General features: G+C 73.1%; 25 protein-coding genes and 1 pseudogene. 18 read left to right on the top strand and 8 right to left on the bottom strand.

Annotated features, from left to right (window positions below; genetic code table 11):
- Positions 1-25: 25 nt before the first annotated feature.
- The 5 genes from H5965_RS27720 to H5965_RS27700 all read left to right on the top strand — a co-directional run bounded on the left by H5965_RS27720 (position 26) and on the right by H5965_RS27700 (position 3,580).
- Positions 26-490, top strand: coding sequence for a DUF6292 family protein (locus H5965_RS27720; protein WP_310973171.1), 465 nt, complete (start codon positions 26-28; stop codon positions 488-490).
- A 129-nt stretch (positions 491-619) separates the two neighbouring features.
- Positions 620-1,261 (top strand): response regulator transcription factor, encoded by a 642-nt coding sequence (locus tag H5965_RS27715; protein ID WP_310973170.1) that lies wholly within the window; start codon positions 620-622, stop codon positions 1,259-1,261.
- Between the two features lie 71 nt (positions 1,262-1,332).
- Positions 1,333-1,731 (top strand): ATP-binding protein, encoded by a 399-nt coding sequence (locus H5965_RS27710; protein ID WP_310973169.1) that lies wholly within the window; start codon positions 1,333-1,335, stop codon positions 1,729-1,731.
- Between the two features lie 50 nt (positions 1,732-1,781).
- Positions 1,782-3,203, top strand: a complete 1,422-nt coding sequence (locus tag H5965_RS27705) for a PAS domain S-box protein (protein ID WP_310973168.1) — start codon at positions 1,782-1,784, stop codon at positions 3,201-3,203.
- Positions 3,200-3,580 carry a response regulator transcription factor gene (locus tag H5965_RS27700; RefSeq protein ID WP_310973167.1) on the top strand — a complete coding sequence of 127 codons (381 nt, stop codon included), beginning with the start codon at positions 3,200-3,202 and terminating at the stop codon, positions 3,578-3,580. The genes H5965_RS27705 and H5965_RS27700 overlap by 4 nt, the downstream gene beginning before the upstream one ends.
- A 4-nt stretch (positions 3,581-3,584) precedes the next feature.
- On the opposite strand, the gene H5965_RS27695 is transcribed toward H5965_RS27700, so the two are convergent.
- Complete coding sequence (locus H5965_RS27695) at positions 3,585-3,977, bottom strand: STAS domain-containing protein (RefSeq protein WP_310973166.1); 393 nt, start codon at positions 3,975-3,977, stop codon at positions 3,585-3,587.
- A gap of 221 nt (positions 3,978-4,198) precedes the next feature.
- Here H5965_RS27695 and H5965_RS27690 point away from each other — a divergent pair, with 221 nt between their 5' ends.
- Positions 4,199-4,507: a DUF4326 domain-containing protein gene (locus tag H5965_RS27690; protein ID WP_310973165.1), complete on the top strand. Its 309-nt coding sequence runs from the start codon at positions 4,199-4,201 to the stop codon at positions 4,505-4,507.
- A gap of 46 nt (positions 4,508-4,553) precedes the next feature.
- Positions 4,554-7,124, top strand: a complete 2,571-nt coding sequence (locus H5965_RS27685; protein WP_310973164.1) for a hypothetical protein — start codon at positions 4,554-4,556, stop codon at positions 7,122-7,124.
- Here the strand turns inward: H5965_RS27685 and H5965_RS27680 are convergent.
- Entirely contained in the window at positions 7,121-8,566 is a 1,446-nt protein-coding gene (locus H5965_RS27680) for a phenylacetate--CoA ligase family protein (RefSeq protein ID WP_310973163.1), read from the bottom strand. The genes H5965_RS27685 and H5965_RS27680 overlap by 4 nt on opposite strands.
- Positions 8,567-8,594: 28 nt before the next feature.
- On the opposite strand from H5965_RS27680, the gene H5965_RS27675 reads away from it, so the two are divergent.
- The 9 genes from H5965_RS27675 (at position 8,595) to H5965_RS27635 (ending at position 17,598) form a co-directional block, all read left to right on the top strand.
- Entirely contained in the window at positions 8,595-9,083 is a 489-nt protein-coding gene (locus H5965_RS27675) for a MarR family transcriptional regulator (RefSeq protein ID WP_310973162.1), read from the top strand.
- A gap of 209 nt (positions 9,084-9,292) precedes the next feature.
- Positions 9,293-10,378, top strand: coding sequence for a hypothetical protein (locus tag H5965_RS27670; RefSeq protein ID WP_310973161.1), 1,086 nt, complete (start codon positions 9,293-9,295; stop codon positions 10,376-10,378).
- A 100-nt stretch (positions 10,379-10,478) separates the two neighbouring features.
- Entirely contained in the window at positions 10,479-10,778 is a 300-nt protein-coding gene (locus H5965_RS27665) for a DUF1883 domain-containing protein (protein ID WP_310973160.1), read from the top strand.
- Positions 10,779-10,859: 81 nt separating this feature from the next.
- Positions 10,860-11,336, top strand: a complete 477-nt coding sequence (locus H5965_RS27660) for an MSMEG_6728 family protein (RefSeq protein WP_310973159.1) — start codon at positions 10,860-10,862, stop codon at positions 11,334-11,336.
- A 406-nt stretch (positions 11,337-11,742) separates the two neighbouring features.
- Positions 11,743-14,391: a glutaminase domain-containing protein gene (locus H5965_RS27655; protein WP_310973158.1), complete on the top strand. Its 2,649-nt coding sequence runs from the start codon at positions 11,743-11,745 to the stop codon at positions 14,389-14,391.
- Between the two features lie 24 nt (positions 14,392-14,415).
- On the top strand, positions 14,416-15,564 hold the full coding sequence (locus tag H5965_RS27650; protein ID WP_310973157.1) for a type III PLP-dependent enzyme: 1,149 nt from the start codon (positions 14,416-14,418) through the stop codon (positions 15,562-15,564).
- Positions 15,557-15,916 (top strand): adenosylmethionine decarboxylase, encoded by a 360-nt coding sequence (gene speD / locus H5965_RS27645; protein WP_310973156.1) that lies wholly within the window; start codon positions 15,557-15,559, stop codon positions 15,914-15,916. The genes H5965_RS27650 and speD overlap by 8 nt, the downstream gene beginning before the upstream one ends.
- Entirely contained in the window at positions 15,916-16,788 is an 873-nt protein-coding gene (locus H5965_RS27640) for a spermidine synthase (RefSeq protein ID WP_310973155.1), read from the top strand. The genes speD and H5965_RS27640 overlap by 1 nt, the downstream gene beginning before the upstream one ends.
- 183 nt (positions 16,789-16,971) lie before the next feature.
- Positions 16,972-17,598 (top strand): DUF4360 domain-containing protein, encoded by a 627-nt coding sequence (locus tag H5965_RS27635; RefSeq protein ID WP_310973154.1) that lies wholly within the window; start codon positions 16,972-16,974, stop codon positions 17,596-17,598.
- Positions 17,599-17,865: 267 nt separating this feature from the next.
- Here the strand turns inward: H5965_RS27635 and H5965_RS27630 are convergent, their stop codons facing one another.
- Positions 17,866-18,297, bottom strand: a complete 432-nt coding sequence (locus H5965_RS27630) for a MarR family transcriptional regulator (protein WP_310973242.1) — start codon at positions 18,295-18,297, stop codon at positions 17,866-17,868.
- Positions 18,298-18,400: 103 nt separating this feature from the next.
- Between H5965_RS27630 and H5965_RS27625 the strand changes: the two genes are divergently transcribed.
- Positions 18,401-20,491, top strand: a complete 2,091-nt coding sequence (locus tag H5965_RS27625; protein ID WP_310973153.1) for an MMPL family transporter — start codon at positions 18,401-18,403, stop codon at positions 20,489-20,491.
- A 237-nt stretch (positions 20,492-20,728) separates the two neighbouring features.
- Positions 20,729-22,231 (top strand): alpha/beta hydrolase, encoded by a 1,503-nt coding sequence (locus tag H5965_RS27620; protein ID WP_310973152.1) that lies wholly within the window; start codon positions 20,729-20,731, stop codon positions 22,229-22,231.
- Positions 22,232-22,234: 3 nt separating this feature from the next.
- Here H5965_RS27620 and H5965_RS27615 read toward each other — a convergent pair.
- From H5965_RS27615 to H5965_RS27595, 5 genes and pseudogenes are all read right to left on the bottom strand, one after another.
- Positions 22,235-22,449: pseudogene (locus tag H5965_RS27615) on the bottom strand (IS481 family transposase); the annotation flags it as partial.
- Positions 22,450-22,465: 16 nt separating this feature from the next.
- A complete protein-coding gene (locus tag H5965_RS27610) occupies positions 22,466-22,816 on the bottom strand; it encodes an STAS domain-containing protein (protein ID WP_310973151.1) in 351 nt (116 codons plus the stop codon).
- Entirely contained in the window at positions 22,813-23,883 is a 1,071-nt protein-coding gene (locus H5965_RS27605) for a cobalamin-dependent protein (RefSeq protein WP_310973150.1), read from the bottom strand. Before H5965_RS27605 ends, H5965_RS27610 begins: the two co-directional genes overlap by 4 nt.
- Entirely contained in the window at positions 23,880-25,508 is a 1,629-nt protein-coding gene (locus H5965_RS27600) for a PP2C family protein-serine/threonine phosphatase (RefSeq protein ID WP_310973149.1), read from the bottom strand. The genes H5965_RS27605 and H5965_RS27600 overlap by 4 nt, the downstream gene beginning before the upstream one ends.
- Positions 25,501-25,899: an ATP-binding protein gene (locus tag H5965_RS27595; protein ID WP_310973148.1), complete on the bottom strand. Its 399-nt coding sequence runs from the start codon at positions 25,897-25,899 to the stop codon at positions 25,501-25,503. Before H5965_RS27595 ends, H5965_RS27600 begins: the two co-directional genes overlap by 8 nt.
- Between the last annotated feature and the right edge of the window lie 9 nt (positions 25,900-25,908).

Genomic DNA, 25,908 nt, shown 5'->3' with positions numbered 1-25,908 from the left:
TGCAGCGGGCGCGGGAGGCGGAACCATGAACACGCTCATCGGCTTCGGCCGGGACATCGAATACCACTTCGCCCGGGGGCTGCGTGCCTACCTCGCCCGGGTCGCCCGGGCGGTCGGCGTCGGCTTCGAATCGTGTTCGCTCGACCTCGACGAGCCCGCCTCCGGGTACGTCGCCCTCGACCGCACGCTCCCCGACCTGCCGGGGCACGACCTCGCCCTGATCTGGGACGAGGTGCACGGCTGGTCGGCGGTCGTCGAGCCCGCGGGCGGCGGGGCGGCGAAACCGCTCGCCTACCTCGGCGGCCCCGAGGTGCTGCCCGCGCCGCGCGTGGTCGCCCGGTTCCTCGAGGTGCTGCGGGTCGCCGGGTCGCCCGCCGGGTCGTTCCGGCCGCCGGTGTTCCGGGCGGCCGGGCACCACGAGGAGCTCGTCGACTGGCTGCCGGTCACCGGTCCCGAAGGCCTGCTGCGGCCGAGCTCCCCGGCCTGGTGACCGGCGGCGATCCCGCGCTCGGCCGCCTAGGATGGGTGGGCACACCGCTTTCGGGGGCCCGGGTGGCGAAGCCCCCGGCTCGGGGCGAAGCCCCGGTTGTCACAGCCGTAACCGGAGTGAGGGACCACCGTGAGCAGCGCCGAGGAGCCCCGACCAGTCCGTGTCCTGCTCGTGGAGGACCACGACATGGTCGCCGAGGCCCTCCAGCAGGCCCTCGACCGCGCCGACGGGATCACCGTGGTCGGCCGGGCGCGGTCCCGGGCGGAGGCGGTGGCCGACGTCGCCGAGCACGCCCCCGACGTCGTGGTGCTGGACCGGCGGCTCGCCGACGGCGACGCCCTCGGCGTCCTCGCGCAGCTCGGCTCCGGCGGGGCGCGGGTGCTGGTGCTGACCGGCGACGCGACGCCCGCGGTCGCCGTGCAGGTCGCCAAGGCGGGCGGTGCGGGGCTGCTGCTGAAGTCCTCCCAGCTCGGCGTGCTGGAATCCGCCGTGCGGGACGTCGCCGCCGGCGGGGTCGTCTTCGACCCGGAGCTGCTGCCCGGCGTCTTCGACCGGCTCACCGGCCGCGGCGGGGGTGCGGCGCTGACCGCGCGGGAACGCGAGACCCTCGACCTGCTCGCCGAGGGCGCGACCACCGACGAGATCGGCCGTCGGCTGGGCGTTTCCCGCAACACCACGCGCAACCACGTCCAGCGGGTGCTGGAGAAGCTCGGCGCGCGCTCGAAGCTCGAAGCGGTCGCGGTGGCCCGCCGGGAGGGCCTCATCGGCTGATGCAGCTGCACCAGCCGCGTGAGGGCTTTTGCATCTCGCGCCGCCCGGGCCGCTTCGACGAGGCTTACCGCGTGACCATCCCTGCCCCGCTCACCGCGGAGTGCGTGCTGACCGGCTCGGTACACGGGCTCGCGCTCGCCCGCCGGTTCACCCGGCTCGCCCTGCTGGCCTGGACCGACGGCCGCGCGGTCGACGACGCGCTGCTCGTCGTCACCGAGCTCGCGACCAACGCGCTGCGCCACGGCGTCGGCGACCCGGTCCTGCGGCTGAGCGTGGACGGCGCGGACGTCCGCATCGAGGTCTTCGACGACAACCCGGCGCCGCCGGTCCGGCGCCCGGCGGGAGCCGACGGCGGCTGGGGGCTCGTCCTGGTCGACCGCCTGTCCTCGGTGCGGGGAACCGAACGCCACGGCCGCGGGAAGGTGGTCTGGTGTGTCCTGCCCGCCTCGGCGGCCGAACTCGCGGGCTGAGCCGGGTTCGTGGCCGTGCCGGGCGGGCGGTCATCCGGCAGAGTTGCCGCATGGACGACGACCGGTTCCGCCTCCTGGTGCAGGGAGTGCTGGACTACGGGATCTTCATGCTCGACACCGAGGGCCGGATCTCGACGTGGAACGCGGGGGCGGAGCGCATCACCGGGTACGCGGCGGAGGAGATCGCCGGACGGCACTTCTCGGTCTTCCACCCGCCCGAAGACGTCGCGGCGAGTGAGCCGGCCCGGGAGCTGGAGACTGCCGTCGCCGAGGGGCGGCTGGAGGACGAGGGGTGGCGGGTGCGCAAGGACGGCACCCGGTTCTGGGCGAACGTGGTGATCACGGCGTTGTACGACGAGCAGGGGCGGCTGCACGGGTTCGGGAAGGTCGTCCGGGACATGACCGAGCGCCGCGCGGCCGAGCTGGCGCTGAGGGAGAGCGAGGAACGGTTCCGCCTGCTCGTCCAGAGCGTCCAGGACTACGGCATCTTCATGCTGGACACCGGCGGGCACATCTCCAGCTGGAACGCCGGCGCCGAGCGGATCAAGGGGTACGCGGCCGAGGAGATCATCGGGAAGCACTTCTCGGTGTTCTACCCGGCCGAGGACGTGGCCGCCGGGAAACCGGCCTGGGAACTGGAGGCCGCCGTCGCGGAAGGGCGGCTGGAGGACGAGGGGTGGCGGGTGCGCAAGGACGGCACCCGGTTCTGGGCGAACGTGGTGATCACGGCGTTGTACGACGAGCACGGCCGGCTGCACGGGTTCGGGAAGGTCACCCGCGACATGACCGAACGCCGCAACGCCGAGCAGGCCCTGCGTGAACGCCGCCGGCTGGTCGGGCACCTCGTCGAGGCGCAGGAGGTGGAGCGGCGCCGGATCGCCTGGGACGTCCACGACGAGTCGATCCAGTCCATGGTGGCCGTCGGCATGCGCCTGCAGCTGCTGGCCTCCCGGCTGCCGGAACCGCACGCGAGCGCCGTCGGCGGCCTCGACGAGTCGGTCGCCGCCGCGATCGCGCGGCTGCGCGGCCTGGTCTCGCGGCTGCGGCCGCCGGAACTCGACCGGCACGGCCTGGTGGAGGCGGTCTCGGCCTACACCGACGAGGTCGCGGGCCGCTGGGGATTGGCGCACGAGGTGCGCGACGAGCTCACCGCCGAGCCGTCGCCCGAAGCGGCGATCACCGTGTACCGGATCTGCCAGGAGGCGCTCAGCAACGTCCGCAAGCACGCGCGCGCCACCCGGGTCGGCGTCACGCTGTCCACAGTGGACAACGGCACCCTGGTGCGGATCACCGACGACGGCGTCGGCACGGCCGGCGGCGATGCCGGCGCGGGCCACTTCGGGCTGGTCGAGATGCACGAACGCGCCGAAGCCGCGCACGGCTGGCTCTCGGTGGACAGCACGCCCGGCGAGGGCACCGTCATCGAGTTCTGGCTGCCCCTGCTGCCCGACGCGACGGAGCTCGAACCGTGACCGAGCTGCGCGTGCTGATCTCCGACGACGACGTGCTGATCCGGGATGTCCTCAAGGAAGTCCTGGACGCCGAGGACGGCATCGCCGTGGTCGCGGTGGCCGGCGACGCCGACGAGGCGATCCTGCTCGCCGAGCGGCACCGGCCCGCGGTCGCCGTCCTCGACGTCCGGATGCCGGGCGGCGGCGGGGCCCGGGCGGCCCGCGAGATCGTCCGGCGCAGCCCGGACACCGCCATCCTGGCCTTCTCCGCCTACGCCGACCGGGCCTCCATCGCCGGGCTGGCCGCGGCCGGCGTCACCGAGTACCTGGTGAAGGGCGCGCCGAACACGGCGATCGTCGAAGCCGTCCGGCGGCTGGGCGGTCAGGCGGCGGGGTGAGCGGTCAGGGCACCGGCCGGACGTTGGCGACGCAGTCGAAGTCGGTCGGCAGCAGCGTGAACAGCCGCCGCACCGCGCGCGATCGCCCGGCGTCCACCGTGAGGCGGGCGCCGGCGGAGTCGGCGAGCAACTGGGCGCGCAGCAGCGAGTTGAGCCCGGCGACCGAGAAGAACGTGACCCCGGCCAGGTCGATGACGAGGTCGCCGAGGTCGCCCCGGACCCGGTCCTGCAGGAGCTCGTCGAGGCGGCGGGCGGTGCTCAGGTCGACTTCGCCGGTCACCTCGACGAGCAGGGTGCCGGTGCGGGGGGAGAGCACGCGCAGGGACATGTGGCCGCCGGCGTGGAGCCAGTCGGTGTCGGTGAGCCGGTGGTCGGCCGAGCGTGGTTCCGGAACCATCGCGGCACCCTTTCGTCGGGCAGCGGGAGCGGACCGGACGTTGCGGGACGGGGATGCCGGACGGGGGCAGCCTGCCGGCCCGGGCGCGGAACGTCCGGCAGCGGCTGACGGCTCAACCGTGAGCCTCAAGCATAGTGCATCTGCACTACGTGGACCATCGGGCGCCACCGGATGGGCGGCGAACCGGTGGACAATGAACCACCACGGGTGAAGGAGGCCGGATGCCGACCACGGTCGTCAACCTGAAGGGACACCGGGACGACCCGGACTACGCCGACGTCGTCTACGTCGGGCGGGCGATGCACCGCGGCGGCTGGCACCTCGACGGGTCGAAGCTGGCCAGCCCGTTCCGGCCCGGCCCGGACGGCACGCGCGAGGACGTCGTCGCGCGGTACCGCGAGTACCTGCTGTCCCGGCCGGAGCTGCTGGAGCTGCTGCCCGGGCTGCGCGGTCGCCGGCTCGGGTGCTGGTGCGTCCCCGAACCGTGCCACGCCCAGGTGATCGCCGAGCTCGCGGATAACGGGCCGTAACAGAACGGACCCCCTGTGCGAGTAACCTGACACGAGGGGGTGAGTAATGGTGCACGCGCGGCGGCTCGGCGGGTTCGACCAGGCCGAACTCCCCGCGGCTCACCGGATCCGGTGGTGGCTGGCGGCGGTGGCGGCGGGGCTCGTCGCGGCCGGCTTCGCCGTCGTGCCCTACCTGCCGTTCTTCCAGTCCTGGACGTTCGTGCGGGATCCGAAGGTCGCCACCGTGATCACCTGGACCGTGCTGCAGACGTCCGTGGTGCTCGTCTCGGCCGTCCTGACGCTGTACTTCATCGGCAAGGCGCGGCTGGAAGCCGCCGCCTACCGGGCCAACCAGATCGACATCCGGGTGTTCGTCGACGAACGGCCCGAAGGCAGCCACGACCGCGAGATCGACTCCGCCGTCGAGCTGACCGCCACCTTCAAGCGGTTCCTCAACGACTCCCGCCTCTACACCCCGACCCCGGTCCCGGGCGCCGGGAGCTCGTACGACTTCCTCCAGATCGTCGAGCACGCCGGCGACGCCGCGGAGGGCTGGTGGAAGGCCGTCACCAAGGTGATCCGGCTCGCCCAGCCGCCCGCCGCGTTCACCGTCACCGGCACCGTCCGGCCCGGCAACACCCCCGGCCGCCACCAGCTCATCCTGGAACTCGTGCGCGTCCCCCGCTTCGCTGCGAGCCCGCTGGTCATCGAGGACGCGAACTGGCCGCGCGTGCTGCACCGCGCCGCGAACGCGGTGGCCGCGCTGGTCATCCCGCGCAGCGCGTACGTCCGTTCCAACATCCACTGGTCCGCCTGGCGCGGTGCGAAGATCCCGTACGAGCTCTTCGACGCCTACCAGCGCGCCAACCACTTCATCGCCTACCGCCGCTACGACGAGGCCCTCGCGGAGTACTACCGCGCGGTCAGCCTCGACCCGGCCAACGTCTACATCAGACTCGAGATCGCCGCCCTGCAGGAACAGCTCGACCTGCACCTCGACGCGCTCGCCACCTACGACGACGTGATCACCGTGTGCAGCCGGGGACACCCGCGGCTGGCCCGCTGGTGGATCGGCCCCGACTTCGCGCGCCAGCCCCGCCACGCCGGCCGCGGCCGCGACGTCGCCCTGCTCATCGCCCGCTACCGGCACGCGCTCGTCCTCGGCCACGGCGACTCCGTGGCCGGGTCCTGGTGGGTGCGGCGCACCACCGCGGGCATCCCCGGCGACGCGCGGGCCCAGCGCCGCGCCGAACTGCGGGCGGCGATCGAGCTGCGCTTCCGCCGGTACGTCGACCTCGACGTCCGGACCCGCCCGTACGCGATCCCGCGCGAGAAGCGCCTGGAACTGCACCGGCGCGTGCTGAAGGTGCCGGTCGAGGAACTCCTGGTCAGCGAAGCGACCCCGGAGCAGCTCGCCGAGTACAACCAGCGCGCGGCGGAGATGCGGTCCTACTTCTGCGCGCTGTCGCAGTACGAGATCGAGCGGCTCATCGAGGACTACCGGCGGTTCGGCCGGCGCTGGCGCCGCAGCTGGCAGCAGCTGACCAACCGCGCGCTCGACCTGTCGCTGGTCTGGTCGGTGCTGCGGCGCGCGATGGCGGACGTCGAACCGGTCACCGGCGCGGTGCCCGAACCCCAGCCCGCCTACCCCGGCAGCCGCGTCCGGTTGGCCGACGTCTGCCCGGACCGGCGCTGGCCACCCGACCCGGGCAGGCTCGACGCCACCGTCGAAGCCGCGGGGCCCCGCAAGTCGTGGGAAGAGTGCTACAACGCGGCGAGCGTGTACGCGGTGGCGATGCTCGAAGTCGGCCCGCGCGGCGAGCGCGACCTGCGTGACCGCGCGCGCAACCCGCGTCTGCTCGGCGAATCGCGGGACGAGGTGGCCCGCCGCGCGGTCCGCGAGCTCTACCACGCGGCGACGATCAGCCACAGCGGACGGCTGCCGGAACGCCGCTCCTGGGTAATGGGGGAGGACCCGGACCTCGCCGCCTTACGCGGCCACGAACTGTTCCGCGTGTTCGAGATGGTGACGTTCTCCCCGGACCGGGCGGCGCCGCTGCGGCCGCAACGCGCCCACGTCTGGGAGCAGGTCGGCTACGTCCGCCGGCTGGTCGCCGAGATCGCGGGCTGCCGGGCGCACTTCTGGCGCGTCCGGGCGCTCGCCGAGGGCCCGCCCCCGGACGGCCGCACCCTCGACCGCTGGCGGTCGGCCGACCGCGACGCCTGGCGGAGGCTGGCGAGCCTGGCGGCCGGGAAACAGGACTGGTACACGCGCTACCAGGCGATCTGCGCGTTCCGCGAGTGGGCGGCGGAGTCCGGCTACCCGGGCTCGATCTCCGGATTCCCGCTGTACTGCGAGGAAAGCCTGCACGCCCAGCTGCGGGGCGCGGCCGGCCCGCGGGCGAAGACGAACCTCGACGCGAACATCGTCGTCCGCGAGTACGTCCGGCTCTGCGACCGCCGCCTGGACCACCTGGTCGCGGACATCGCCGAGCTGACCGAGCAGTCCACCATCGAGGACTTCGCCGGCTGCGCCGAACTGTGGGCGGCGCTGTGCTCGTGGTTCGACGACGACATCGCCGACGGCTCGTCGGCCGACGAGCGCCGCGAGCGGTTCCGCAAACTCGCCCGGCCCTAGTTCTGCCGCGTGTAGCGGTGCTTCACCCCGGCGGGGAAGTACTCGGGGTCGCCCGCCGGGCGCAGGACGACGTCCGGCAGCTGCCGCTCCGGCGGGACGTAGTGGGCGAACTCGCTGTTCAACCGGACGAGCTGGTCCCGCACGGCCGTCGCGATCCGGCCCGCGTCGGCGGTGGTGCCCGGTGCGGTCTCCACGGTGAGGCGCAGCCGGCGGTCGCGGTCGGCGTCCTCGACCGACTCGATGACGAACTTGCCGGTCACGGTGTCGCTGATGCCGGGCTGCTCCAGGCCGACGGTGACGTTCTCCGGGTAGACGTTGGCGCCGAAGAACGACACCGTGAACAGCGAGCGGCCGAACACGTAGACGAACGGGAGCTCGGGGCCCGGTGCCGGGGTGAAGCCGTGCCGGGCGCAGAAGGCCAGCAGCTCGGCGTGCGAGAGGAGCCCGCCGTCGTCGGCGATGTGGTAGCGGACGAGCGGGATGCCGCCGTCCGCGGTGAACAGCAGCGTGCCGTCCTCGACTTCGAAGAATCGGCTCGCCGGGTCGTACTGCACGAGCGTCGGCAGCCGCGCGTCGCCGAAGACCTCGCGGGCCAGCTCCGGGCGGCCGGCGAAGAACCGGCGGATGCTCGCCGACCGGGGCGTTTCGGTGCCGAGCGCGCCCGCGTCGGCTGTCCCGTAGAGCGACGCGATGTCGCGGACGGGGTCGGCGATCCCGGCCCGCCCGGCGACCAGCTCGCGCCACTGTTCGCTGAAGACTTCGCCGGCGAGCACGAGCTTGACGGCGTAGGAGGGCCAGTCGACGCCCTCGGCGAGTCCGGTGTCGACGACGTCCTTGACGAACGGCGGGTAGCCGAGCAGCACGACCTGGTCGAAGTGCGGCGCCAGCTCGGGCAGCACGCGCAGGATCTCGGCCTTGTTGTTGCCGGGCGCCACGACGGTGATCGGGCAGCCCTTGGCGGCGAGGTGGCGCACGCAGGCCGTGGTGAACAGGCCGCCGACCCAGGTGCCGAGCGGGAAGCAGACGACGGCGAGGGTACGGCGCCGATCGGCCTCGAAGGCGTCGACGAGGACGGTTTCGAACCGCCGGGCGACGTGCAGCTCGTCTTCGAGGGCCCGCGGCCAGACCGTGGGGTGGCCGCTGGAGCCGGAGGAGACGGCGATCATGTCGAGCCCGTCGAAGGTGCCGCCGCGGCAGAGCTCGGGCAACGGGTGTTTCCGGTGGTAGCCGGCCTTGTCGGTGCGGGGCAGCGTCCGGAAGTCCGCCATGGTCCGGACGGCCTGCGGCTCGATCCCGTGCTCCCGCAGGAACTTCCGGTACGCGGGCACGGTTTCCGCGGTGCGGTGGAACAGTTCGAGGACGGCGGTTTCCGGCGCCGGTGCCGCGGGGCCGAAGAAGGAGTCGAGCGCCTGCCGCACGCGGGTCTGCCGGCCGAGGTCCATGATCGGAGCATAGCGGCGGAAGCGTGCCATGATGGGCGCCGTGACGACCTCGGCCCAGGAGCAGCCCGCCGGCCCGCCGTTGACCCTGTACCTGGTCAAACGGCTCGAGCTGGTGATCAGGGCGCTGCTCGACGACGCCCTGCGGCCGCTGGGGCTGACGACGCTGCAGTACACGGCGCTGAGCGTGCTGGAGGCCAGTGGAGCCCTGTCCTCGGCCCAGCTGGCCCGCCGGTCGTTCCTCCGTCCGCAGACGATGCACGAAATGGTGCTGACGCTGGAGAAGCGCGGCTTGATCGCGCGAACCCCGAAGGCGGACAACAAGCGCGTCCTGCTGGCGGGCCTCACGGACGCCGGACGCGAGCTGCTGGCGGGCTGCGCACCGGCGGTCACCGAGCTGGAGAACGCGCTCCTGGCGGACCTCAGCCCGGGCCAGCGAGCGACGTTCCGCGAGGGCCTCCAGCACGGCGTCCGGGCCCTGGGGGCACTGTCGGGTCAGCGGCGGGCACCGGAAGCCTGATGGCCCCGGAGGTACGTCTTCGGGGACACCTGGTGGATCGGTCTCCCCCGAGTGGAGTCTCGAGCCGGGCTGGCCGAGCCGGAAGTGCTAGGCCGACCGAGTGGAAGCGCCGGACGGCCCGTAGCAGGCGTGTGGGCTGCGGCGTTGGAGGGTAAGTCCCAGGCCTGTTCTCACCGTGGAGGTTCGCCGACGTGACCGGGGCTCGCGAGGTGTCCGTCGCCGCCCGCAGGTTGCTGGTCCTGGCGGCGGCGGTGGCGGGCTTCTGGCTGGTTTCGTGGCTGGTGTCGGGTAGTGCCTCGGCGGCGGAGGGCCGGAGTGTCGAGCTGCCGGTGCTGGGCCCGCCCTCGGGGGCCGGTGCGGTGGTATCTGCTGGGGTTTCGCCGGCGCGGCCGAGTGCGGTGGATGCACCGGGTGCCGTCGCGTCCGCGAGGTCGGTGGCGCGTGCCGCGGAGCCGATCGCGCGTGTGGTGGAAGCGGTTGCCTCGCCTGTCGCCAAGAGCGCGGCCGCGGTTGCCGAGCCGGTATCGCGAGCGGCGGCACCGGCGACGCGTGCCGTTGGCGCATTGGGTGAAACGGCGGCAGCGGGTGTCGCGCCGGTGACTCGAGCGGCAGGCGCCCTTGTCGCGCCCCTGGGCCGGGCCGCCAACGCCGTTGTCGCGCCGGTTGCCGATGCCGTGACCTCGGCTGCGCCGGCGACCCGCGCCGTCGTTGCGCCCGTCGTGCGTTCGATCGAGCCGATCCTGAGCCCGGCGAAGGCGCTCCTCTCGCCGGTGACGAAGACCGTGACCGGGCTTGTCGACCCCGTCGTCTCCGACGCCGGACTGACCAGCGTCGTCCAGCCGGTCACCGGCGACACCCCGCCCGTCGTGAACCCCGTCGCCGACCGGGGCCGGCAGCCCCGCGCGACACACGCACCCGTGGCCGGCGCCGTCGTCCGGCCGATCACCCCGCCGGCCGAAGTAACAGCGACCGGCCCGCTGCCGAACCAAGTCCGGCAGCCCGTCGCCGTCATCGGGAAGACGGCCGCCCGCACCTGTGTCCCGCCCAGCTCACCCCGGCGGCACAAGCTCTCCGCGCACCACACCGGCGCTGCCGGTCACCGTTCCGGGGGGACCCCGAGCCACCCCGTCGCGCCCGTGTCGTCTCCCGATGCCACGACCGGCGCCGGCGCCGGCGTTCCGCCCGCCTTCCTGAGCGCGGACCACGGTCCACACCACTTCCGCGCGTCCCCCCGGGCGCACGGGGATTTCGTGCCGCTGTGGCGGCCGTGCGAACCGGGCACGGGGCCCGGCTAGTCCGTTCCGATCTTCCGCCCGTCGTGTGCTGCGCGGCGCGATCCGCGCTGCCCGCGACCGTCGAATCCGAACCGAAAACCACGCGTGGAAGAGGGACGAAATGGAAGCGAGCGTGTTCGACCTGGGGAAGGTCCGAAGAGACGCGGTGGTCACCGTCCGCCTGGACGCGATGGCCAACGTCAGGCTGCTGACGGCGGTCAACTTCCAGGCCTACCGGCGCCGGCAGTACTACCGGATGCACGGCGGGGTGGCCACCGCACCGATGTTCAAGATCCACATCCCGGCGAACGCCCACTGGTTCCTGGTGATCGACGTCGAGGGCCTCGAAGCCCGGCCCCTGCGCCCGCGGGTGAGCGTCGAACCGGAAGCGGCCGTCACGGCCAAGGCGCGCCCCCGGTGACCCCCGGCGGCCCCGATCCCGCGGTCGGGGCCGCCGCGGCTTTCCCCGCGTCGGCGGGCGGATGCGGGGTACCCGGCCGGGATGCAGACGTTCCTGCCGTGCACCGACTTCACCGCCAGCGCTCGTACGCTCGACCGCCGCCGCCTCGGCAAGCAGCGCGTGGAGGCGCTCCAGGTGCTGCGCGCGCTGGTGATCCCCGGCTACGGCTGGCGCCACCACCCGGCGGCGAAGATGTGGACGGGGTACGAGGAAGCGTTGACGCGCTACGGCCTGGAGGTGTGCGCGGTGTGGTGCGAGCTGGGCGCGGCGGACACGTGCGCGGCGAAGCTGGGGGAGGAGTTCACCCGGTCGGTGGGCAAGACGGAGATCCGGACGCAGCGCGACCTGACGGCGGCGGGCGACGTGCCACCGTGGCTGGGCGACGAAGCGGTCCACCGCAGCCACCAGTCGGCCCTGGTGCGGAAAGACCCGGACCACTACGGCGCGCTGTTCCCGGGGGTGTCGCCGGACCTGCCGTACGTGTGGCCGCCCTCGGACCGGCCCAGCCGCACGGCTTGACCTGCCCGCGGCGGGCGGTGGGCCGGAGCCTTGGGGGCGGTTGATGCGGCTCGGGTTGGTTGGCGCGGGTCGGCCGGGGTGGGGCGAGTGGCTCGGGTTGGGTGGCGTGGCCTCGGACGGGGGCGGGTGCGGGTCGGCCGGGGTCGCGATGCTCAGGCGGGGCGAGCGGCTCGGGTCGGAGGGCGTGGTTCGGACCGAGGCGGGTGCGAGGCCGGAAAACAGCTGAGGCAGCGCGAGTGGCCCTGGCGGGCCTGGGGCGGTTGCCAGCGGCCGGAAACCCGTGTGGACCTGCGGCTCCACTGGTCCGCACCCTACTCCGGCGCCGACCTTCGGCGGATTTACAACGTTGTACCAACGATGTAAAAAAGTCCCTGCCCGGCTCGCACGCCGTTGGAAGGGGTCACCGATGTCCTCTCAAAACCGAAATCGAGACCGATACCAGGGCCAGCATCAGCACCGAACCCGGGAAACCGGCCACCTCACCCGCCGCGACCTGCTCCGCCTGGCCGGAGGCACCACCGCAGCCGTCACCGCCACCCTCTGGCTCCCCGCGACCGCCGAAGCCGCAGCCGCAGCCGCAGCGACACCCGCAGCGACACCCGCGGCAGCCCCAGTCACCGAAGCCGTCGCCGCCGGGACCTTCGGCCCGATCCGCCCGCCGGCCACCCCGCTGATCGTCCGCTCGCCCTACCTCTCCACCTGGCAGCCCGCCGACACCCTCACCGGCACCTGGTCCAGCTTCTGGACCGGCCACACCACCGCCCTCTGCGGCATCGCCCGCATCGACGGCACCGCCTACCTCTTCGCCGGCGCGCCCGGCAGTCCGGCGCCCACCCCGATGACCCAGGTCAGCCTGCAGGTCACCGGCACCCGCTCGACCTACCTCCTCACCGGCGGCGGCGTGAACCTCACCGTCACCTTCTTCTCCCCGGTCGATCCCGCCAACCTGCAACGCCAGTGCGTCCCCTTCGGCTACGTCACCATCCAGGCCGCCAGCGCCGATGGCCGCGCGCACGCCGTCGACCTGCACTTCGACACCTCCGCCGAGTGGGTGCACGGCAACACCGGCACCCCCGTCACCTGGACGCAGCAGCAAACCGGCGGCTACACCCTGCTCAGCTGCACCCCCGCGAACCCCGGCGTGCTCCAGGAGAACGGCGACCAGGCCGGCTGGGGCTCCCTCGTCCTCGCCGCCCCGGCCTCCGGAACCACCTGGCAGATCGGGCAGGACACCGTCGTGCGCGCCGCGTCGGCCGGCCAAGGCGTCCTGAACAACACCAGCGACACCGCCCAGCCCCGCGCCATCGACGACCGCTGGCCGGTGCTCGCCTTCAACAAGAACCTCGGCACGATCCCCGCCGGCGGGGCGGCCACGCCCTTCACCCTGGCGATCGGGCACGTCCGCACGCCCGCGGTCCGCTACCTCGGCAGCGAACTCCGTCCCTGGTGGACGCACTACTGGAGCACCTGGCCGGACATGGCGGTCTGGTTCGCGAACGACTACGCCGCCGCACTCGCCGCCGCCACCTCGATCGACCAGCGGCTGCACGACGACGCCGTCGCCGCGGCCGGGGGAGGCAGCACCGGTGAGCACTACGCCGGGATCTGCGCGCTCGCCCTGCGCCAGGCCTTCGGCGGCACCGAACTGGTCGACCGCGGCGGCGCGCCCTGGGCGTTCCTCAAGGAGATCTCCTCCAACGGCAACATGTCCACAGTGGACGTCACTTATCCGGCGTTCCCGGCCTACCTCTACCTTTCGCCCGCCTACCTGCGCCTGCTGCTGGAGCCGTTGCTCGACTACGCCGAGCGCGGCGGCTGGCCGATGCCGTTCGCCGAGCACGACCTCGGCACGCACTACCCGGACGCGACCGGGCACAACGACGGCAACGAGGAAAGCATGCCCGTCGAGGAGTCGGCCAACCTGCTGATCATGGCCGCCGCGCTGGTGCAGCGGCTGCCGCAAGCCGACGCCGTCGCCTTCGCGACCACCCACTACCGGATCCTGCGGCAGTGGGCCGAATACCTGGTCGCCAACACCCTCGACCCCGGCTTCCAGAACCAGACCGACGACTTCACCGGCTTCATCGCCCACAGCGCGAACCTCGCCCTGAAGGGCATCATCGGCGTCGGCGCGATGGGCATCATCGCCGCCGCGACCGGCAACGCGGCCGACGCCCAGCGGTACCGGTCGACCTCGCGCGGCTACGTCAGCCAGTGGGTGACGCTCGCCGAGGACGGCCAGCACCTGCGGCTCGCCTACGACCAGCCGGGCACCTGGAGCCTCAAGTACAACGGCTTCGCCGACCGCGTGCTCGGCCTCGACCTGGTCCCGCTCGGCGTCGCCGCGCAGGAGGCCGCCTGGTACCAGGGCCGCGCCGGCGCCCACGGCGTCCTGCTCGACCCGCGCAACAACTACACGAAGGCCGACTGGGAACTGTGGACCGCGGCCTGGCTCGCCGACCAGCCGAACATCCGCACCACGCTCGTCGAAGGCGTCTACAGCTACGCCGACACCACGCCCCAGCGGGTGCCGTTCAGCGACTGGTACGTCGTCGCCGACGCCACCCAGCGCGGCTTTCAGGCCCGCCCGGTCGCCGGTGGCTACCTCGCGCTGCTGACCCGGCCCGCCGCGTCGGCGACCGTCTGGCGGAAGCTGCAGAACCAGCGCTCGGGCAAGGTGCTGGCCGTCTCGGACATGTCCCTGGCCGACATGGCCGAGGTGACGCAGTGGTCGGACAACGGCACCGCCGACCACCTGTGGGCCGTCGTGGACAACGGCGACGGCACCGTCCGGATCGTCAACCGCAACAGCGGCAAGGTCCTCGCCGTGCACGACCAGAGCCTCGACAACGGCGCGCACGTCCAGCAGTACCGCGACAACGGCACGCCGGACCACGACTGGCGGATCGTCGACGCCGGCGGCGGCTGGTCCAAGCTCGTCAACGTCCGCAGCGGCAAGGTGCTGGCGGTCGACCAGCAGTCCACGGCGGACGGTGCCCAGGCGACCCAGTGGGACGACAACGGGACACCGGACCACCTGTGGCGGTTCGTCTGACGCCGGTTTGCGACACTGGCGCCCGTGTGCGCCGACTACACCCGGATCCGCCGCTTCCTCGAGGAGCGTGAGCCGCCGACGCCGTGCCTGGTCGTCGACACCGACGTCGCCGCGGCGCGGGCGCGGGAGTTCGGCGCGGCGTTCCCCGGCGCGCTGATCCGGTACGCGGTCAAGGCCAACCCGGCGCCGCCGGTGCTCGACGCGCTGGTGGCGGCCGGGATCGGCTTCGACGTCGCCGGGCCGGCCGAACTGGACCTGTGCCTCGGCCGCGGTGCCGCCCCGGCGGACATCGCCTACGGCAACCCGATCAAGAAACCGCGGGACATCGCCTTCGCGTTCGACCGCGGGGTCCGGGAGTTCACTTCGGACGCCCCCGCCGACGTCGACCACCTGGGCCGGTACGCGCCGGGCTCGGCGGTGTCGATCCGGGTCGTGCTCGACGCCCCGGACTCGGTGACGCCGTTCGGGCGGAAGTTCGGCTGCGCCCCGGCCGAAGCCCTCGACCTGGTGCTGCGCGCGGCCGCGCTCGGGCTGCGGCCGGGCATCGCCTTCCACGTCGGTTCGCAGCAGCCGGACGTCGGCGCCTGGGAGATCGGTATCGCCACGGCGGCGAAGCTGTTCGGCGAGGCCGTGGCGCACGGTGTCGCCATGACCCGGCTCAACCTCGGTGGCGGCTTCGCCACGGCGCATCGCACCGCCGTCCCGTCGTTGGCCGCGTACGCGTCGACCATCGCGACGGCGCTCGAGACCGCGTTCCCGGAGGACCGGCCGGAGCTGCTGCTCGAGCCCGGCCGGGTGCTGGTCGCCGACGCCGGCCTGCTGCGGACCGAGGTCGTGCTGGTCGCGCAGCGGGACACCCGCCGCTGGGTCTACCTCGACATCGGCCGCTACAACGGGCTCGCCGAGGCCGAGAACGAAGCCATCGCCTACCGGTTCGAACCGGTGGCGGCCCACGACGGCCCGGACGGGCCGGTGGTGCTCGCCGGGCCCACCTGCGACGGCGACGACGTGCTCTACCAGCGGACGCCGTACCGGCTGCCGCTGTCGCTGCGCTGCGGTGACCGCCTCGATCTGCCCGGCACCGGGGCCTACACCGCGAGCTACGCCTCGGTCGGGTTCAACGGGATCGAGCCGCTGCGCACCTACTGCCTCGGGAGGTGGGGCGATGCCTGACGTCGGCCGGTTCACCGGGCGGCACGTGCTCGCCGAGCTGCACGGCGTCGACCCGGGCCTGCTCGACGACCCGGTCCGCCTCGGCGAGCTGCTGCGGGCCGCGGTGACGGATGCGGGCGCCACCGTCCTCGACGTCGTCGCGCAGCGGTTCGCGCCGCAGGGTGCCACGGTGATCGCGCTGCTGGCCGAGTCGCACGCCTCCGTCCACACCTACCCGGAACACGGGTCGCTCTTCGCCGACGTGTTCACCTGCGGGGAACGCGCCGATCCCGAGCACGCCTTGCGGCTGCTGGCCAAGTCCCTGGACGCCGCGCCGGTCCACCTGTCGGTCCTCCACCGGGGAGAACGCTGATGCCCCTGATCCACGAACCGGTCGGCGCCGGCCTCACCCGCGTCTGGGAGGTCGGCGAGGTGCGGTTCCACGAACGCACGCCGTACCAGGAGGTGCTGATCGGGACCAGCGCGCAGGGGGTTTCGCTGTTCTGCGACGGCGAGCGCCAAAGCACCGAGGCGAGCCAGCTGGTGTATCACGAAGCCCTGATGGTGCCCGCGCTGCTGCTGGCCGAGCGGGTGCGGCGGGTGCTGATCGTCGGGTCGAGCGAGGGCGTGGCGAGCCGGCTCGCAGTCGACGCCGGCGCGGTGCACGTCGACCACGTCGACATCGACCAACAGGCCGTCCGCGCCTGCGCCGAGCACCTGCCCTACGGCTACACCCCGGCGGAGCTCGCGCGGGCCGAGCGCGGGGAGGGGCCGGTCCGGGTGTCCTATGTGGATGGGTGGGTCTTCCTCGCCGAGGCCGAGGGCCGGGGTGACACCTACGACGTAGTCGTGATCGACCTGCCGGACGAGAACACCGATCCGGACGCGCAGCACAACCGCTTGTACGGCACCGATTTCCTCGCCCGCTGCGCGCGCCTGCTGGCGCCGGGCGGGGTGGTGGCGTGCCAGGCGGGCTGCCCGACGCTGTGGCGCAACGAGACGCTGCGTGCGTCCTGGCGGCGGTTCCGCGAGGTGTTCGGCGCGGTGCTGTACTTCGGCTCCGACGAGCACGAGTGGGCGTTCCTGTCCGGGCGCGTGGACCCGGTCGAGAACCCGGGCGCGCTGGTGGCACGGCGGTTCGCGGATCGGGGGAGCACGGCGGTGACACTCGACGCCGAAGCGCTGCTCGGAGGCGTCACCCCGCCCCGCTCCCTGCGCGTGCGTGGTCTGAACCAGTCGTCTTGACCTTCGATTCTCCGCATTTCGAGCCCCGGGAAACGGGAAATAGCGGGAAATGGATTTCCCGTGCGCTCCGCTGTCGTGTTACTCCGTTCAGTGGCCGTCGAAAAGGTTGCGATCGCGCTACGATCCTCTCCGCGCGCGATCATCATCACCACCTAGGCACCGTGGCCCATTTGGAGGAGCGTCATGCTCGGTATGTCGGTCGTAGGCGCAATGATTCTGTCCACCCTCGTCGCTCCCGTCGATTCTGCGGCGATGTCGGCGCCGAGCGAAAAGATCACGCTCGACATCAAGACGATCAACGGCTCCGGCTGCCCGGCGGGCACGGCCACCGCGTCCGCCGACGTCGCGTCCGACAACACCTCGTTCACGGTGCACTACACGAACTTCACCGCGAAGGCGGGCGGCGGCGCGTCCGCGCTCGAAGCCCGGAAGAACTGCCAGATCAACGTGCTCGTCCATGTGCCGCAAGGGTTCACGTATGCGATCGCCGAGGCGGAGTACCGCGGCTTCGCGCACATCGAGAGCGGGGCGAGCGCCCTCGAACAAGCCAACTACTACTTCGCCGGGACGGCGCCGACCGCCCGGGTGCGCCACACCTTCCCCGGTCCGTTCCACGGCGTGTGGCGGGCCACCGACACCACCGACGTGGCCGAGCTGGTGTTCGCCCCGTGCGGCGAGAGCCGCAACCTGAACATCAATGCGGAACTGCGGGCGGACGCGGGTTCGTCGTCCGGCGGAAGTTTCATCGAAATGGATTCCGAACACGCGAGCGTGGACACGATTTACCACTTCGCGTGGAAGACCTGCTGAATTCGGGAGGTTATTGCCGCGGCGCCCGCTCACCGGAACCCCTCGCCGGTGAGCGGGTTTTGCCGTGTCCGCCGGACCGGGGATTTCCGTTGAACACGGATCAACCTTTCCGCGTCAGCCGCGGGCCGGCGCGCGTTCGGTTTCGGGGCTCGGCACCAGCCGGCACCGGCGCTCGAACCGCTCCATGAGGACGGTAGCGATCAGGACGGCCACTGGGGTGCTCACCGCGATCCACATGTAGGAAGATCTACCCACCGGCGCGCGCTCTCAATCGCCCGCCGACAGCCGGGTGATGAGGTCCAGCAGGCCGGCGCGGAAGGCGCCGTCGTCACCCAGGCTGCCGAGCAGCGCGGGTTCGGCGCGCACGGCCCGCTCGTGCACCTCCCGGCCGCGCGGGGTCAGCCGCGTGAGCTGGCGGCGGGCGTCGGCGGGGTCCGCGGCCCGGCTGACGAACCCGGCCTTGGCCAGGCGGTCGAGCGTGCGGCTCATCGTCTGGTCGGTCACCTGGCAGCGCTGGGCCAGCGTCCGCTGGGGGAGCGGCCCGTCGCGCAGGGTGTGCAAGGCGATGAGGCCCGCGTGGGTGAGGCCCATGCCGTCGAGCACGGCGACCCAGCGTTGCTCCACCAGCCGTGCGGCCACGGCGAGCAGCCGGCCGGTCGGCCACGTGCTCAGGTCGGGTTCGGGGGCCGTGCTCACCATCGCTGTGTTCACCGTCACTCACGGGTCGTCGCGGGTCGTCGTGCAGAATGTTCAGCTTGCTGAACAATTGGGCGTGTTCGCGCTCGAAAGGACCTTAGCGACCATGAACGACTCCCCGCGCCGCCTCCGCTGGCTGATCCCGGCCCTCCTGGTGATCGCCTGGCTGGGCCTCGGCGGGTTCGGCGGCCCGTTCGCCGGCAAGCTGAGCGAGGTCGCGAAGAACGACAACGCCGCCTTCCTGCCGCGCTCGGCGGAGGCCACCGAGGTCTCCGACGAGCAGAAGGCGTTCACCCCGCGCCAGGTCCTGCCCGCCACCGTCGTCGCCGAGCGCGCCGGCGGCCTGACCGCGGACGACCGGCGGTTCCTCGAGGCCAAGGCCCAGGAGCTGGGCCGCGTGCCGGGGGTGGCCGGCCCGCTCGGCAAGCCGGAGCAGGCGCCGCGCGACGACCAGGCCGCGCAGCTCGCCGTGCCGATCTTCGCCGACGGCAACCCCGCCGACGTCGTCAAGGAGGTCCGGGCGCAGCTCGGCGGCGCGCCGGCCGGGCTCACCGTGCTCGTCACCGGCCCGGCCGGGCAGATCGCCGACCTGGTCAAGGCGTTCGGCGGCATCGACGGCATCCTGCTGCTGGTCGCCGGCGGCGTGGTCGCGCTCATCCTGATCGCCGTCTACCGCAGCCCGCTGCTGCCGTTCCTGGTGCTGCTGTCGGCGGTGTTCGCGCTCGGGCTCGCCAGCCTCGTCGTCTACCTGCTGGCCGAGCACGACGTCCTCGCGCTCAACGGCCAGAGCCAGGGCATCCTCTCGATCCTCGTCTTCGGTGCCGCGACCGACTACGCGCTCCTGCTGGTGGCGCGGTTCCGCGAGCAGCTTCGCGACACGCCGAGCCGGTTCGACGCGCTGAAACTCGCCTGGCGCGCGACGCTCGAACCGATCGCGGCGTCGGCGGGCACGGTCGTGCTCGGCGTGCTGTGCCTGCTGTTCAGCGACCTCAACTCGAACAAGGGCCTCGGCCCGGTGGCGGCGATCGGCATCGGCGCCGCGCTGCTCGCATCGACGACGTTCCTGCCCGCCGCACTGGCCCTCTGCGGGCGCGGCGCGTTCTGGCCGTTCAAGCCGGCGCTGGGTTCGCCGCACCCGGAGACGGCCGGGATCTGGGGGAGGGTGGCGCGCCTGGTCGGCCGCCGCCCGCGCACGGTCTGGGTGGTGACGGCGCTGGTGCTCGGCGTCGGCGTGGCGTTCCTGCCGCAGCTCAAGGCGTCCGGCACCGCGCAGTCGGACGTCTTCCTGACCCAGGTCGAATCCGGGATCGGGCAGGAGATCCTCGGCCGGCACTTCCCGGGCGGCCTCGGCGCACCGGCGATCACGATCGCCGACGCCGGCGCGCTGCCCGCGGTGCTGAAGGCGTCCACAATAGACGGAGTGGCGCAGTCGTTCCCGTTGCCGGGCCCGGACGGCCGCCCCAAGGTGGTGAACGGTCGCGTCCAGATCCTGTCGGTGCTGACGGACCCGGCGGACTCGGAGACGGCGGTCGCGACGGTCGGGCGCCTGCGCGACGCGGTGCACGCGGTCCCGGAGGCGAACGCCAAGGTGGGCGGCCCGACGGCGATCCAGCTGGACACGCAGCAGACGTCGAAGCGCGACCGGGCGCTGATCATCCCGATCGTGCTGCTGGTGATCTTCCTGGTGCTGGCGCTGCTGCTGCGGTCGTTGCTGGCCCCGCTCCTGCTGATCGCGACGGTGGTCCTTTCGTTCGCGGCGACCATGGGCGTGTCGGCGCTGGTGTTCAACCACGTCCTGGACTTCCCGGGCGCGGACCCGGTGGTGCCGCTGTTCGGCTTCGTCTTCCTGGTGGCGCTGGGGATCGACTACAACATCTTCCTGATGACCCGGGTGCGGGAAGAGGCGCTGACGCGGGGAACGCGCGACGGGACGTTGCGCGGGCTGTCGCTGACGGGCGGGGTGATCACGTCGGCAGGCGTCGTACTGGCGGCGACGTTCTCGGCGCTGGCGGTGATCCCGATCCTGTTCCTGGCGCAGATCGCGTTCATCGTCGCGTTCGGGGTCCTGCTGGACACGCTGCTGGTGCGATCCCTGCTGGTCCCGGCGCTGACCATCGACGTCGGGCGGCGGATCTGGTGGCCGTCGAAGCTGGCGCGCCAGGAGGTCCGGGGCCGGCAGATCGCTCGTGAGGAGTAGGCCTTCTCGCCGCGGGCACGGCCGGGCCGGTGGTGAGCCCGGCCGCGTCCGGTTCGGCGAATCCGCAGGAGGCGCGGGACCATCGGCCCGTCCCTGGCCCGCCCGGGGCCGACCGGCGAGCAAGCCGGCAGCCAGCTGAAACTTCTGCCAGGCAGCCCCCAAGGCGGCGATCGCGGTCGACAGCACCCATACCCCATGATAAGAATCTTAGTAACCAAACATCTCATGGGGGGAAGTATGTGGGGAAGGATCGCGGCACTCGTCATCCTGCTCGTGGCCGTCGTCGTTCAACCTGCCTCCGCCGCGCCGGAACGCCCTGACTGGGTGCCCTGCGGCGTGGGTGCGGAATGCGCGAAGATCGCCGTCCCGCTGGACTGGGATCGGCCGGACGGGCCGAAGATCACGCTGGCCTTCAACCGGCACCGGGCGGATCCGGCGCACCGCAAGGGCGTGCTGTTCATGGCGCCGGGCGTGGGGTTCGACTTCCTGCTCACCGACGTCCGCGCCGGGGTGTTCGCGATGTTCCCCGGCCTGCTGCGCGACTTCGACCTCATCGGCGTGGACCTCCGCGGCGGCGGGGTGCACCCGTTCACCGGCCGGCTGCCCGCGCCGGTCCGGTCCGACGCGGTCGACTGCGGCCTGCCGGTGCACGACCCCGGCGTGACCGTGTTCCCGCGCTCGGCCGTCGAGGTCGACGCGCTGGTCCGGCACAACCGGGCGTACGAAGCCAGCTGCGCCGGCCCGTTGCCCGGCCACCTGGACACCGTCACCCAGGCCAAGGACCTCGACGCCGTCCGGGCCGCCTTGGATGAAGAGCGGGCCAGTTTCTTCTTCTACGGCTACGCCGGGCCGGGGCAGGCGTACGCGCGGCTGTTCCCGCAGCGCGTCCGGGCCATGGCGATGGACAGCCCGCTCGACCACAGCGTTCCGGTGGTCGTCCGAGCCGCGGAGTACGCGTCCACAGTGGAGCATGAATTCACGCGGTTCGTGGCGTGGTGCCGGCGATCGGTGAACTGCGTCCTGCACGGACAGGACGTGGCCGCGGTCTACGACGCCCTGCTGCGCGCAGCCGACCGGCACCCGGTCCGGCTCGACCTGCCGCCCGAGCCGGGGCGCCCGCAACCGCAGCAGACCACGGTCGCGGTGCGCGGCGACGACCTGGCGTTCCTCACCGAGCAGCTGCTGGAGATCGGCGACCTGACCCTCCCGGGCGGCGGCATGGGATGGGCCGACCTGGCGACCGCCATCCAGCAGGCGAGGAGCGGCACGAGCCCGGTGTTCGCCTTCGTCTACCGCTACTCGTGGGGCTTCCGCGACCTGTGGAACCCGATGCGGGCCGGCATGTGCGAGGACTACCCGGCCTCGCCGGCCGATCTGCTCGCGGCCCGCCCGCTCGTGGCCGGGCTGGCTCCGCACACCCGCGGCGCGTCCCAGGCGTGGGACGCGCTGAGCGGCTGCGTCGGCCGTCGCACACCGGGCACGAACCCGCCCCGGCCGGCGATCGTCCGGGACGCGCCCCCGATCCTGATCGTGGGCGCCGAGGGCAACCCGTGGTCGCCGTACGGGAACGTCGCCAGGGTGTCGGCGCAGATCCGGGGGAGTGTGCTCCTGAAGTACGCGGGCGACGCGCACATCGCGTTCCTGTCGTCCCCGTGCGTGGCCGGCCGGATCGAGGCCTATCTGGACGACCTGCAGCTGCCCGCCAGGGGAACCGTGTGCCCGGCCATCCCCACTCCCTAGGTGTGCGGCGTGCTCGTAGCGGCGGACCGGCTGGCCGGTGACCCGATCGAGGTCCACCGTGGAGGGGTTGAGACCGAGCAAGCAGGCGATGCGAGCCGGTCCCCACGGCGCAGGACACGGACCTTGATGACGCGCCGCTCGGTCCGCAACGGCGTGCGGGCCGGACTGCTGCGCGGGCGGCTGGACCGGTCGGCCATGCCGGCTTCGCCCACGCTCCGGGGGAGGAGGACCGGCTCAGGAATCCCGCCGGGCCCGGGAAATCACCGCTTCGCCGGTGAGGTAGCCGGCGGTGCCGGTGCGGGTGAGCAGCCGGTCCAGGGCGGGTTGGCGGTTGTCCAGGTGCAACCGGGCGCCCGCGTCGGCGGCCACGTGGAGCACCTTCATCAGCTCCGACAGCCCGGAGGAGTCGCAGAAGCCGATCCCGGCGCAGTCCAGCCGCACCTCGTGGACGCTCGCGGGGCCGGCCAGCCGGTCGGTGACCAGCCGCAGCAGCGTGCCCGTGGTCGCGAACTCGAGGTCGCCGTCGATCGCCACGCGGGCGACGCCGTCCTCCACCACCCAGGTGCAGGTGAGCCCGGAAGTCATGCGGACTGCTCCGATCCGGCGGCCGGCTCCGCCAGGTGGGTTCGTGCGGTGCGGAGCATGCCGGTGGCCCGCGGGAAGTCGCGCAGTTCCGCTTCGAGCAGCTCGAGGGCCGGCTCGAGCGAGGTCGCCGGGACGCCCCGCGCGGTCAAGATCCCGGCCGTCCAGTTCAGGTATCCGGTGAACAGCTCGGTGTCGCCGACGTAGAGCGCGGTCGCCAGGTAGTCGACGGTGTGCGCGAGGTCCTCGGCCGTGTACTGGCGCTGCAGGTCGGTGTAGGCCCGCATGGCCGGGATCCGCTCCTCCAGCCCGGCCAGCACCGTCTTCACGAGCCGGCCCGAGCTGCGCGTGACGAGCGTGTACTCCTGGTCGGCCAGGTGCGGCAGGTCGTCGAGCGGCTGGTGGGCGGCGTGCGGCCGGGGGAGCGGCTCGGCCAGCCGGTCGGCGGCCGCCCGCGCGTCCGGGGCCCACGCTTCGGCGCCCAGCAGCCGCGCGTACCGGCCGTCGGGCCCGAAGGCGGCGCCGCCCGCGATGACCGGGGTCGCCGCCGCCTGGCACGCCGTGATCGTCGCGTGCGCCGTCGGCAGCCGGGGCGCGAGCGAGCCGGACAGCGCGACCGCGTCCGGGCCGGTCCGGTGCAGGTGGGCCACCAGGTGCGGGGCCGGCACCTGCGCGCCCAGGTAGTCGACGTGGAACCCGCGCAGCCGGAGCACTTCGGACAGCAGCCGGGCCGGCATCGCGTGCCACTCCCCGTCGACGCACGCGACGGTGATCCGGCCGAGGTGCGGTTCCGGGCGCTTCAGCACGTAGCCGAAGGCGGCGATGACGCGGTCGTTGATCGCGGTCGCCGCGTGCTCCTGGGCGACGGTGAGGCGGTTCGCCGCCCACTCGCGCCCGACCCGCCGCTGCACCGCGCCGATCACGTCGAGCAGCACGCTCTCCGGGTCGGTCCCGTCGCCGAGGGCCCGGACCACGACGTCACCCGCCGTGTACTCGTCGCCGGCCGTGACGGCGGACCAGAGCCGTTCGGCGTGCTCGGCCACCCCGGTGCTCCGGGTAGCGGTGCTCAAGCGGTGTACCTCCCGCGTCCGTGGCCGCCCACCGCGGCCAGGTGCTGCCCGCGCGGCGCGGTGATCGCCAGCACGGCCATGTCGTCGTGGGTGCCGCGCCCGATCCACTGCGAGGCGAGCATCTGCACGCGCTCGACGACGGCGTCGGCCGGCATGTTCGCGCACTCGGCCAGGGCCTGCATGAGCCGCTCCTCGCCGAACATGGCGTCCCCGAGCGGGCCGCCCTTCGCCTCGACGATCCCGTCGGTGTAGAGCAGGCAGGTCTCGCCGGGGTGCAGCGTGATGTCCGCGCTCGACGACTCGATCTCGGGCAGCACGCCGATCAGGCTGCCCTGGCTGTCGGCCTCCTCGACCCGGCCGTCGGCCCGCACGATCAGCGGTGGCGGGTGTCCCGCACACGTGACGCGCAGCCGGACGGTGGCGCCTTCGCGCCGCGCGGAGGCCAGCACGAGCGTGACGTAGCGGGCGTCGGCGTTCTCGCCGAGCGTGCGGTTCAGCAGTTCGAGCAGCCGGTGGTGGTCGCCGGCCATCGGCAGCAGCGCCCGCAGCGTGGTGCGGATCTTGCCGGTGAGCACGGCCGCGTCGAGGCCCTTGCCGCAGACGTCGCCGAGCACGGCCAGTGACTCGTCGCCTTCGGTGGTGACCGCCGAGTGGACGTCGTAGAAGTCGCCGCCGATCCGCTCGCCGTCGCGGGCCGGGCGGTAGCGGCCGGCGAACTCGACGCCCCCGAGCTGTTCGAGGGTCGGCGGGAGCAGCTCGCGCATGAGCGTGTCGGTGATCGACGCCTGCAGCGCGAACACCCGCGCCGCCGACATCGCCGCGCCCGCCCGCGCCGCGAACAGCCGGGCGAAGAGCTCCTCCTGGGCGGTGAACGACGCCCGGTCGCCGCGGCGCAGCAGGACCAGGGCCCCGGCGGGGACGCCGTGGCCGGGCAGCGGCGTCACGACGATCGAGCCGACCGGCCCGAAGCCCTCCGGGAGCACCCAGGACGGCGCCGCGTCCGGGTCGAGCCAGCGCGACGGCACCGGCGGGAAGCCCTGCAGCGCTTCGCCGAGGCCGGGCAGGTCGTCCGGGTCGATGTCCAGCCGGGACCGGGTCGGCCGGCCACCGCGCACGCAGGTGACGGCGGGGAAGCTCGTCCCCGCGGCGGGGGCCAGGACGAGTGCGGCGTCGGCCAGGTGCTCGGCGGCGAGCTGGGCGGCGACCTCCATGCAGCGGTCCAGGTTGAGCGAGCCCAGCAACGCGGCGGAGGCCTCGCTGAGGAACGTGGTCCGCTCCTGCTCGCGGGCCAGCGCCTCGCGCGCCGAGTGGACGTCGGTCTCGTCGACCAGCCACCAGGTCACGGCCTCGCCGTGCGGGACCGGGTGCGCGGCGAACGCCTGGTCGCCCACTTCGCCGCGGACGACCTCGTCCGAGCCGCGGTCGTGGGCTTCGACGAGCCAGCCGGCGACCGTCCCGGCCGCCGGCCGGCCGGGTGCGGCGGCGGGGAACAGCAGGTGGGCGGCGTCGTTGAGGGCGCGGATCGTCCCGGACCGGTCGAGCACCACGGCCGCGGCCGGCGCGCCCGCCCAGCCCGCGGTGCCGTCGATCGCGACGGCGGACGCGGTGTGCGCCGGATCAGCCACGGGCGCCCGCCGGATCCGGGTCGGTGGCCAGCTCGGCCCACAGGGTCTTGCCGCTGGGCCGGCGCAGCTGACCCCAGGCCGCCGCGCAGCGTTCGACCAGCAGGAGCCCGCGGCCGCCGTGGTCGGACGGCGTCCGGCGGCGGGCACTCTCGCCCCCGCTGTCGTCGACCTCGATCCGCAGCTTGGCGGCGCTGGGCAGCAGGCGGACGTGGTAGGGCGCGCGGCCGTGGCGCAGCGCGTTCGACGTCAGCTCGTCCACCACCATGACCGCGGTGCCGACGAAGTGCGCCGGGAAGCCGCGCAGGACCGTCCGGACCCAGTGGCGGACCCGCGCCAGTTCGGAAAGCTCGGGGGAGATGCCGAGTTCGTGCCGGATCGATCGGAGTTTCACGTCCGCCTC

It is taken from the genome of Amycolatopsis sp. 505 (assembly GCF_031625235.1).
Classification (GTDB): domain Bacteria; phylum Actinomycetota; class Actinomycetes; order Mycobacteriales; family Pseudonocardiaceae; genus Amycolatopsis.
The sequence above is the reverse complement of the archived record's forward strand: the minus strand, read 5'-3'. Positions and strand labels throughout refer to the sequence as shown.